We start from the raw sequence: 9,984 nt of genomic DNA, 5'->3' as shown, positions 1-9,984 counted from the left end.
TGCCGGTACATTAGGTGTACAAATGACATCATTTGTAGCAATCCTAGGTGCTGCAAGTTTTGCAATTGGTTTAGCTTTACAGGGAAGTTTAGCTAACTTTGCTGGCGGAGTACTTATTTTAACATTTAGACCATTTAATGTTGGAGATTTTGTAGAAATAAATGGAGAAAAAGGAAAAGTTAATTCAATTCAGATTTTATACACAAAATTAACCAGCAAGGATAATAAACAAATTGTAATACCTAATGGTAATGTATCAAACAGCACAATAACTAATTATAGTGCAAATGATACCAGAAGGGTAGATTTGAATTTCGGTATAGGTTATGATGATGATATTGATCAGGTTAAGAAAGTATTGGAAGATATTGTTGCTAAACATAAAATGGTTTTAGAAGATCCTGCTCCTTTAATAAGAGTAGGTGAACATGCTGGAAGCTCGGTTAATTTTAATGTTTTACTCTGGACTAAAAGTGAAAACTACTGGGATGTATATTATGATATGATGGAAAATGTTAAGAAAAGATTCGATGAAGAAGATATTAATATTCCTTATCCGCAAATGGATGTACATTTAGACAAATAATATTTTTAAATACTAAAAGAGAGGGTTAACCCTCTCTTTTTTTTAATAATTTTTAGTTAAAACCTCTAAAGCTTTTTCAGCTGCTTTAAGATGTTTTCTATCAGGTTCTCTTGTAACAAATTTTTGAAATAAAGTTGGGAAAAATAATAATTTTTTCGGTGTATATTTAATTGCTTCATAAGCAATACCTAAAATTAAAAACTCCTGAATAAATAAATTTAAGTTCATAGTAAAAAACGAAAACAAAAAAGTAAATATTAAATAATAAAAAACTATATTACTACCACATCTTCGATGAATTCGTGAATAAGAGTTAATATCACCTTCATAATTATTTTCATAATAATTAACAGCTTTATGTTCTGCTCCATGAAATTTTAATACATCCGAAATTCCATTTTTGAAAATCAAAATTAAAATTATTGGTAAAGAAAAATAAGCAAACAAAAATATATTTTCTATTCCAGTTGAAGTTGACTCAGGCATAAATATATATATCAAATCAAATAAAATTATTGCAAAAATAAACCAATATTTTTTCGGATTATTTACTGCTTCTTTCAAAAATGATAATATTGCTAAAAAAAGTGTAGCAATTCCTCTTATGATTGGAATCTTCTTTATATACTTAAAGTATTTATTTTGTTTTAGTGCTTTAATTTCAATTTGCAATTTATTATTTTGATCATAATAGGCCTTAACTGATTTTTTGGTATTCTGTAATTTTACACCATTTTTATATGCTCTTCCTCCGATTTTATCTTTACTACTCATTTCTAGTAAACCACTCCTCAATATCATCAATATTTACTTTATTTATATCAAATTTATATTTTTTTATAACATCAAAATCTTTTAATCCTGAACCTGTCAAAATAAGCATAACATTATCATCTTTTTTAAGCAAATTCTTAGATCTTAATTTTTTTACTGCATTCAAAGTAGTTGCAGAAGAAGGCTCTACAAACAAACCATCTCTGGCCAGTAGTTTTTGTGATTCTATTATTTTTTCTTCACTTACATTTTCAGCCAACCAATTATATTTATAACTTTTCTCAATTATTTCTTTTCCTCCATAAGGACTTCCACTGGAAATTGCTTCAGCTATTGTATCTATATTTCTTTCTTCAACAATTTCATTTTTATTTTCTTTAATAGCTTTAACTATTGGACTATTATTTTTAGCCTGTACTACAATCATTTTTGGTAATTTATTAAGATAACCAGCCATTTTTAACTCTTTGAATCCTTTAAATATACCCCTGATATGACCACAGGCAGAAGTAGGTAGGGCAATATAATCAGGTATATCTCCAGAAAATTGTTCATAAATTTCAAAAGCAGTTAGTTTATAACCTTCTACTCTAATTGGACCATTACCTGATACCACCCTTATACCTAAATCAGAAGCATAATCTAAAATTTTCTTTTTCATTTCGGAATAATCTGGAGCCTTTACCTTATAAATTTGAGCACCATGAATACCAATTGCTGCTACTTTCTCTTCTGGAGTAAATTCAGGTAAAAAAACAACAGTATTTAAATTAGCTTTGGCTCCATAAGCAGCAATAGAGTTACCCATATTACCTGTAGATATGGTTGCTGTTATCTCTTCATCCATAGCCTTTGCCATCCAGACACACGCTAAAGAACCCCTATCTTTAAAACTCCAGGTCGGATTTTGACTTTCATTTTTCAGAAAAATATTATTTATATCACAATAATTAGTTAACTTTTCACTTCCTTCCAAAACAGATGTATCCCCTTCTCCAAGAGAATAATTAGGATTTATATTTTCAAATGGCAAAAAATCAATAAATCTATCCCATATATAATCTCCATTATTTATACTTGCTCCAGCAATACCTCCAATTTCTACTTCTAAAGGCTCCTTATTCTCAGACCACTCTTTTAATCTATTAATTGAATATTCTTTTTTTGATAATGTTGACTTTAATAATACATTTTCCTTTAAATCCATAATAATCCTCCCTATTAGCTTTTTACATAATCCAAAATTTCTCCAGGGCCAGTTTTTAATAAAAATTTATTAAATGACATACTTTCTTTTAATAAAGATTTTAATTTATTTTTATATAATTTTTTATCTACTTTTTCTTTTTGTTCAGAAAAATCTATAAAATAATTATTTTCATCAATTTTTTCTAAATTTAAATATCCTGAAGCTTTTAGATATTTTAAAGCAACTTCTACTGTTATTTCCAATTCACCTGTTAATACTGCAATTTCATTTATTTTTAATTTTCCATTCTTTTCTTTTAGTATATATTTGAGAATAGCGGTTAATCTTTTAATAAATCCCTCTTTTTCTTTCAAATCTTTTTTATTAAAAGCCAGGATAATTTCTGATGGCTCATTATTATAAATTAAATCATTTAATATAGAAAGAGAAGGAGGGAAAGATATTAAAACCAATTTATTATTTTCTCCTATTCCGTAACGGTCAATCACTGGTTTGTAATAACTACTATTTGATCCCTCTTGATAATAAACTGCATTTTCAATTTTAGATAACTTATCTTCAATATGCTCTCTTTCTTTCCAGTTTCTATAATCAAGGATCCGAAGACTGTTTAAATAATCATATTTATTATTACTTTGCCCACTTTCTTTTGCATCTATGATATTCTTAACTGTTAATTGAATATTTTCTTTGCCTCTAAATCTATTTAGATCAATATTATAAATTAAATTTGATTCTTCAGGTGCTTTTTTTTCTCCTGCCCACCACCAGATAGCATTTTTTTTAACATTATTTTGCTCAACAACCAATCTTTTATGTTTATTATTACTAAAACTTCTACTTTTTATAAATTGACAATTTTTTGTAATGAATAATGGCTTAGGATTTTCTTCTCCAAAAGGAGCTAATTTTCTTAAGGAATAGTAACTTTCTATATCAATTTCATTTAAATTTATTTTGGCATCAACTTTTATACTTTCCTCTCGTGAAATTTTACTTAATTCATCTTCCAGTAAGGAGGATAATTTCTTTTTGAAAATTGTATATTGATCTCTTTGAAGTGAAAACCCTGCCGCTCCTGCATGACCTCCATATTTAATTAAGTATTTATTTACCTTTTTAAGTTTATTATTAATATGAATTTCTTCTATAGAACGTGCTGAACCAGTTATAGTTTTTCCATCTTCTTTTAATGTCATAAGTAAAGCCGGCAAATTATAATTTTCAGCCAGTCGACCGGCTGCTATCCCTAAAAGCCCTTCATGCCAATGAGGCTGGTATAATATAATAGCACTATCTTTATTACTAAATTGATCTTTTATCATTTCTTCTGCTTCTTCAATTATTTTTTGTTGGATTTCTTTTCTCCTACTATTAATTTTAATTAATTTATTAGCCAATTTTTCTATTTCTTTCTCATCTCTGGCAAGAAACATCTCTACAGCAATATCAGCATTTTCCATTCTTCCTGCAGCATTAAGTATTGGAGCTATTCTAAAAGCAATATCTTCTTCATTAATTAATTTTTTATTTATGCCACTTAATTCAAATAACTTATTTAAACTTTTTCTTTCTGTCTCCTTAAGAAATTTTAGTCCTTTTTTTAATAAATATCTATTTTCTTCTTTTAAAGGAACAACATCAGCAATTATTGCCAAAGCTAATAAGTCCAAAAATTGATTTCTCTTTATTTCAGAATTATATATATTTTTGTAATTAGAATTATTATTAATAAAATTTATTATTCCCTTAACTAAATAATAAGCCATTCCGGCGCCAGGAAGGGAATAAGCTCGATGTTCTTTGTTAAAAAATTTAGGAGTAAGTATAATATCAGCCGGGGGTAAATCATCAGGTAAATCATGATGATCGGTTATAATTACATCAATTCCCAGTTCTTTTGCTAATCTTACCTCTTCATAATTAGAAATCCCACAATCACAACTTAATATAAGATCAATATCACCTTTTATATTTTTTATTATCTCTTTGTTCATCCCATAACCCTCTTCAAATCTATCTGGTATATGATAATCCACTTTTGCTCCAAGTTGTTGCAAAAAAGTAACTAAAATAGTAGTTGAAGTAATTCCATCTACATCATAATCGCCATAAACCATAATTTTTTCATCTTTATCTATAGCATCAACTATTTTTTTTACACCTTCTTGCATATTTGGAAAATCATTAGGCAAAGTAGGTTTATAATTTTTATTATCTAAAAACTTTTTAACTTCATCTCTACTATTAATACCTCTATTATATAATATTTTGGCTAAAATATTATCATTATTAACTTCTTCATACAGCCATTCTGGAATTTTTTTCTCATTATCCATTTTAATTTTCATAAAATCTCTCCTTGAAATTTTATTTATTAAAAAGACATTTCATCAATATTATCCCAATCAATTTCAAGGTCAATATCATCATCTTCAACCTTAATACTTTTAGCTTTTTTACCAGTACAAATTGGTCGATATTCACAAAACCTGCACTTTTTTTCATTTTTGGTCTTTTTAAAATCATCATATTTAAGATTTTTTATTTCTTTAATCTTCTTTCTTAAAAATTCTCTATCCTTTTTAAATTTTTTTTCATTATAGTTAATTTTAGCTGCCTGTTTAGGAAATCTTGGATTCCAATAGATAATACTCATCCTATCAAAATTAATACTATCATCAAAATAATAAAACTTCCCTGTTTCAGCCAGGACATAAAGGTAAACCTTTGTTTGTAAATTATTTATTAATTTATTATTATTAAACCTTTTTTTAGTAGTCTTCCAATCATATATTATAACTTTTTTTGATTTTTTATCTATATATAATAGATCATATTTAGCCACTAATTTAATATCATTTTTATTTATTCTTAACTCATGTTCAGGATAAAATTCAGCAAGATTATTATAAGGTCTAAAACTTTTTAATTCCTCAAACCAACCACTTAAATCTTCAGGAGTTATATCTGATTGAATATTTTCTCCTCTTTTATAATATCTTTGAGCTATTAAATGAAATTTTTTTCCTTTTTCAACAATTTCTTTTTGTGAATAATTATCACTCCAATCAGCAGGCCAATAAAGACCATCTAAATAACGTCTTCTAAACTTAAGAGGACAATTTTCATAAACTTTTAGTGATAGTTGACTAAAAAATAAATCATCTAAATTATTTTTTTTCATATTTAGATTTCTCCTTATCAATAAACCTTTTTAATATTTTATAAGGTAAAGCTTCATCTACCTCTTTGCTACCATTATCATAAATTACTTTTTTGTGAGCAGATAAAAACAAATTTTTTTCTGCTCTTGTAATTCCCACATATAACAGCCGTAATCTTTCACTTATATGTTCTATTCTAGCAATATTTTTTGGGTTTTTTGATTTTTCTTCATTTAAATAATACTCTAACTCTGCTTTAGCCATTGCTTTCGGATTACTATATTCATCTTTTAAATAATAATATTCACCTCTAAATTTATCTTCAATAGTTGAAGGATAATAATCATCTGTAAGATATGATAAAAAAACTGTATCCCATTCCATACCTTTTGCTTTATGAACTGTTGTTATGGTGATGACACCCTTTTTAGGTTCAAAACCCTTACGTTCATATATTTTTTTAGCAAATCTTTCAAAACTATCCTGTAATCTTGTAAATTCATCTGCAATATCTTTTAGTTTCCAATTGGGATGCAAATTTAATTCACTTTTTATATTTAATGCCATATTTTGAACAATAGCTAATTCTTCCTCTTTTAATTCCATTCTTTCAGCTAAAAATAATATCAATTCATCAGGAGGAAGATTAATACTTGCATCTAAATAATATGATATCTCTTCAATCATTTTATTAAAACTATCTCTATATTTATTTGGGACAGTTTCTAATAATGTTTTTTTGTTTTTTTCTTTTCCCCCAATTGGATAAAATATATTTTCAAGATTAAATTTCATAAAAATTTTTTCCATAAATTTATCATCTTCGATATCCTTAAAATATTTAGGAATAAATATTTCTTTTAAACAAACCATAAAGTAATTTATATTATGTGGTTCTGCCAAATAATTAACTAATGATCGATAATTTTTGATTACATTCATCTTTTCTTTATATCTATTACTAACTTTTTCAAATTTTATATCATAATTAGAGAGATAAGTAGCCAGTTCATCAACAGTATAATTTGATGGAACCAAAATACCAACAGTATTTTCAGGATTATTTTTTACATGTTTTACAGCTTCTTTTGCTATCATTTTAATTTCTTTTTCTGAATCAATAAAAGTTTTATGTCCTATTGTATAATTTTCTGTAATTGGATTAGGAGCAGGATCATCAGCTGGAACTTCCTTTATATATTTTTCTTCTAACGAATTTTGGCATTTTTCTAATGGATGATTTTTTACTACCCACTTCACTAAATGATTTGCCAGGTTAATAATATCGATAGTACTTCTACTCGAATAAAGAATATCCTTCCTCTTAACTTCGTCTCTTTCAATATAAGAACGAAAAACTTCAGGATCTGCAGAAGTAAAAGTACCCATAATTGATTGATTTGAATCACCAACTCTAACTAGATTACCATCATTACCAGCAAGAATTTCTAATATTTCACTCAATACATGATTTGAATCCTGAGCTTCATCTTCAAAAACATAAGAAAATTTATTAGATAATCTATCTTGGAGTTTATCATCATTTTTAAGTAAATTTAAAGCCTGTATAATTAAATCATCAAAATCTAGCATGCCTTCCTTATGTAATAACCGGTCATAATTAGCGAAAATTTCCAAAGCCCAACTTAAATAGGAGTCATTTTTCAAACTACTATTAAGAGATATAGCTTTATTTCTATTGAAATTATATAGTTTCAAATAAGAAATCATTGATTTGATAAAATTATAAAAATCTCTCTCTTTCCAGCGATCTTCTGCTCGATTAAAACCACCTTCAGCAGGATGATAACTAAAATGTTTAAGGCTTCTTTTGGGATTAGCTGTTAACCATCCATCAATTACATCTCCAAGTATCCTTCCTTTATGTTGGGGATCAATTATTCTAAACTCATCATTAATTAACATATATTCTGGTTTTTCTTTTAATATATTCAAAGCAAGAGAGTGTAAAGTCCTTACTTCATAACCTCTATTACGTGAAAGACCTTTTTCTTCCAGATAATTTCCTATTCTATTCCTAAAATTTGCAACTGCTGAATTCATATAGGTTACTATTAATAATTTACCTTTTGTTAATTCATTTTCCGCAATTAAATCAGCTGCAAGATAGGCAAGTACAGTAGTCTTACCTGCACCGGGAACAGCAGGTACTGCCATATAACCTTCTCTATATTGAGCCACTTCATCCTGCCCTTTTCTCAGCTTAATCATTTAATACCACCTCATTATTAAATTGCAACCAATCAAATAATTTTCCTTCCTGTTCCCAACCACGACTATTTAAATAACTATCATTCAAATAAATACCTTTTTTTGACTTGCTTATAATGCTCTGCAAGAATTCTACTAATTGTTTTTTTCTTAAATTCTGATCAAGTTCATCATCCCAATTTTTATTATTTTTCCATTGTGGTGAAAAAATATAAGGATTAGATAATTCTTTTGCTATACTTTTAAGCCAATTATTACTGGATATATCTAATAAAAATATATATTTTACAGAATCAATTTGAGGACTTTGAAGAAATTTATAGGGAGTTGCTAAAATAATTTCATCATCAGTATGCTCATTTTGGAAAAGAACTTCAGCAGCAATTGTCCCATTATATATCATTTCTATAAAATCTTTTCCCAGTTCTTTTTGGTTGAAATCTTTAAAACTTTCAACTACATTTTTAAATTTGTTAACTGAATCAATCATTTGTCTGCAGGCTAAAATATCTTCATCATCTGGAGACAGTGGTGCTAATAGTTCTCCAAAAACTAATTGAAAAAAATGGGCGACATCCAATTCCTGATTTTTCTTTTCATCAATCCAAATTTTTAGATGATCATATTTTTCCGCAGTATTGAAACCAATTCTTTCTCTCAAAGAAAGACTGTTAATTTTTGGTAAAATATATGCGTTTTTGAAAATTTCCTCTGTAATCAAACTACTCCTTACTGGATCAATATCAAGAAGCAAACTAATAGTTTGATGTAAAGAAGAATAATCTAAATTAATATTCCAATCAGGATTTGTCAATAAAGTCAAAGTAATAAGTGCCTGAGCAAATGGAATATCTACTAATCTTTTAGAATTAGTAAAATTATATAATTTATAACCATGATTTTTAAAATAATGGTTAAAAGTAAATTCCATTACCTTATCAATATGAGGAGCAATTAATGCGATTTCTCCAGGTTTGACTCCTTTTTCTATTAATTTTATTATTTTTTGAGCTGTTTCTATAAACATATCTCCTCTTAATTCAGTGTCAATTTCCCCTTTTATATAATTGCTTTCTAATATTTTTTTATTATTAAAAACTTTCATTTTAAATTCTTTTGCTAAATTTCTAGATTCTTCAGTAGAAGTATAAGAATTATTTAGTTCTATTACTTCTCCATTACTTAAAAATTTATTTTTAGCTAAATTAGGATTACCACCAAAAAACCTATTAATACCTGCTTCAGGATTAAAAGCCATATAAGAATTTTTTGAATTATCACTAAGAATTTCAAATAGATTTTGAGCAGCAGGAACTGATTTTTCTAAATCATCAACAATAATATTGGTATAATTTTCTTTTAGTTTGCTTAAATAATTTTCATTTTTTAATAAATGATTATTATACAAATTAACTAATAATGAATAATCTATTACTTTATTTTTAATACAAAATTCTCGGAATATTTTCATTATATTGATTGATTCTTTGAATATTTTGCGTTTTTGTTGATCTTCACCAGCCCAGTTAATTAACCTATTTTTCATTTCCTTAAAATTAAGACAATTCATTTCTCCATAATTTAAGTTATCAATTAATTGTACTGCTATTTGAGAGGAAGTAGCATTAATATAGTCAAAGATCTCATTATTTTTTCGTTTTTTTTCTACATACTTACTCATCACAAAATGAGCAGTCTCTACATTCATAAAAGTTGGTTCTATCTTATTTCTTACCCCTTTTATATTTTTTTCAATATAAGGCCATCTATCTTTAACTTCTTTTTGAATAAAACCAAAATACGTAAAAATATTAAGTGGACCTAAATATTCTAAATCAAGATTATTTCTCCAGTTCTTAACACTACTTGCATTTTTTAAAAAAACTATATTTTCATTAGTACCATTATTTAAAGAGCATTTTCTAAACTTTTCTTCTAATATTGAAGTTTTACCAGTACCGGTTGGACCCTTATAAATTTTTAGCATTTTAAAATCTTCCTTCCTAAAACTAGTA

The 9,984-nt window shown here is 26.7% G+C and carries 7 protein-coding genes; 1 reads left to right on the top strand and 6 read right to left on the bottom strand.

The window, feature by feature from the left end:
- Positions 1-586 (top strand): mechanosensitive ion channel domain-containing protein (locus VJ881_04990; GenBank protein ID HKL75404.1); only part of this gene is annotated, 586 nt, incomplete at its 5' end.
- Positions 587-628: 42 nt separating this feature from the next.
- On the opposite strand, the gene VJ881_04985 is transcribed toward VJ881_04990, so the two are convergent.
- From VJ881_04985 to VJ881_04960, 6 genes are read right to left on the bottom strand one after another with little or no spacing between them, the layout of a single operon-like run.
- Positions 629-1,360: a DUF1385 domain-containing protein gene (locus VJ881_04985; GenBank protein ID HKL75403.1), complete on the bottom strand. Its 732-nt coding sequence runs from the start codon at positions 1,358-1,360 to the stop codon at positions 629-631.
- Positions 1,353-2,567 carry a threonine synthase gene (gene thrC, locus VJ881_04980; GenBank protein ID HKL75402.1) on the bottom strand — a complete coding sequence of 405 codons (1,215 nt, stop codon included), beginning with the start codon at positions 2,565-2,567 and terminating at the stop codon, positions 1,353-1,355. Before thrC ends, VJ881_04985 begins: the two co-directional genes overlap by 8 nt.
- 14 nt (positions 2,568-2,581) lie before the next feature.
- Positions 2,582-4,921, bottom strand: a complete 2,340-nt coding sequence (gene recJ / locus VJ881_04975) for a single-stranded-DNA-specific exonuclease RecJ (protein ID HKL75401.1) — start codon at positions 4,919-4,921, stop codon at positions 2,582-2,584.
- A gap of 26 nt (positions 4,922-4,947) precedes the next feature.
- The gene (locus tag VJ881_04970) at positions 4,948-5,757 is read right to left on the bottom strand and encodes a PD-(D/E)XK nuclease family protein (GenBank protein HKL75400.1); all 810 of its coding nucleotides are present in this window, start codon (positions 5,755-5,757) and stop codon (positions 4,948-4,950) included.
- On the bottom strand, positions 5,744-7,969 hold the full coding sequence (locus VJ881_04965) for an ATP-dependent helicase (GenBank protein HKL75399.1): 2,226 nt from the start codon (positions 7,967-7,969) through the stop codon (positions 5,744-5,746). The genes VJ881_04970 and VJ881_04965 overlap by 14 nt, the downstream gene beginning before the upstream one ends.
- Entirely contained in the window at positions 7,962-9,956 is a 1,995-nt protein-coding gene (locus tag VJ881_04960) for a UvrD-helicase domain-containing protein (protein ID HKL75398.1), read from the bottom strand. The genes VJ881_04965 and VJ881_04960 overlap by 8 nt, the downstream gene beginning before the upstream one ends.
- Between the last annotated feature and the right edge of the window lie 28 nt (positions 9,957-9,984).

Source organism: Halanaerobiales bacterium, assembly GCA_035270125.1.
Classification (GTDB): Bacteria; Bacillota; Halanaerobiia; order Halanaerobiales; family DATFIM01; genus DATFIM01.
The sequence above is the reverse complement of the archived record's forward strand: the minus strand, read 5'-3'. Positions and strand labels throughout refer to the sequence as shown.

What these genes read in the sequence shown, in the direction of transcription:
- VJ881_04960 (HKL75398.1), bottom strand. Translation starts at nt 9,956, where the DNA reads ATGCTAAAAATTTATAAGGGTCCAACCGGTACTGGTAAAACTTCAATA.
- recJ (HKL75401.1), bottom strand. Translation starts at nt 4,921, where the DNA reads ATGAAAATTAAAATGGATAATGAGAAAAAAATTCCAGAATGGCTGTAT.
- VJ881_04970 (HKL75400.1), bottom strand. Translation starts at nt 5,757, where the DNA reads ATGAAAAAAAATAATTTAGATGATTTATTTTTTAGTCAACTATCACTA.
- VJ881_04965 (HKL75399.1), bottom strand. Translation starts at nt 7,969, where the DNA reads ATGATTAAGCTGAGAAAAGGGCAGGATGAAGTGGCTCAATATAGAGAA.
- thrC (HKL75402.1), bottom strand. Translation starts at nt 2,567, where the DNA reads ATGGATTTAAAGGAAAATGTATTATTAAAGTCAACATTATCAAAAAAA.
- VJ881_04985 (HKL75403.1), bottom strand. Translation starts at nt 1,360, where the DNA reads ATGAGTAGTAAAGATAAAATCGGAGGAAGAGCATATAAAAATGGTGTA.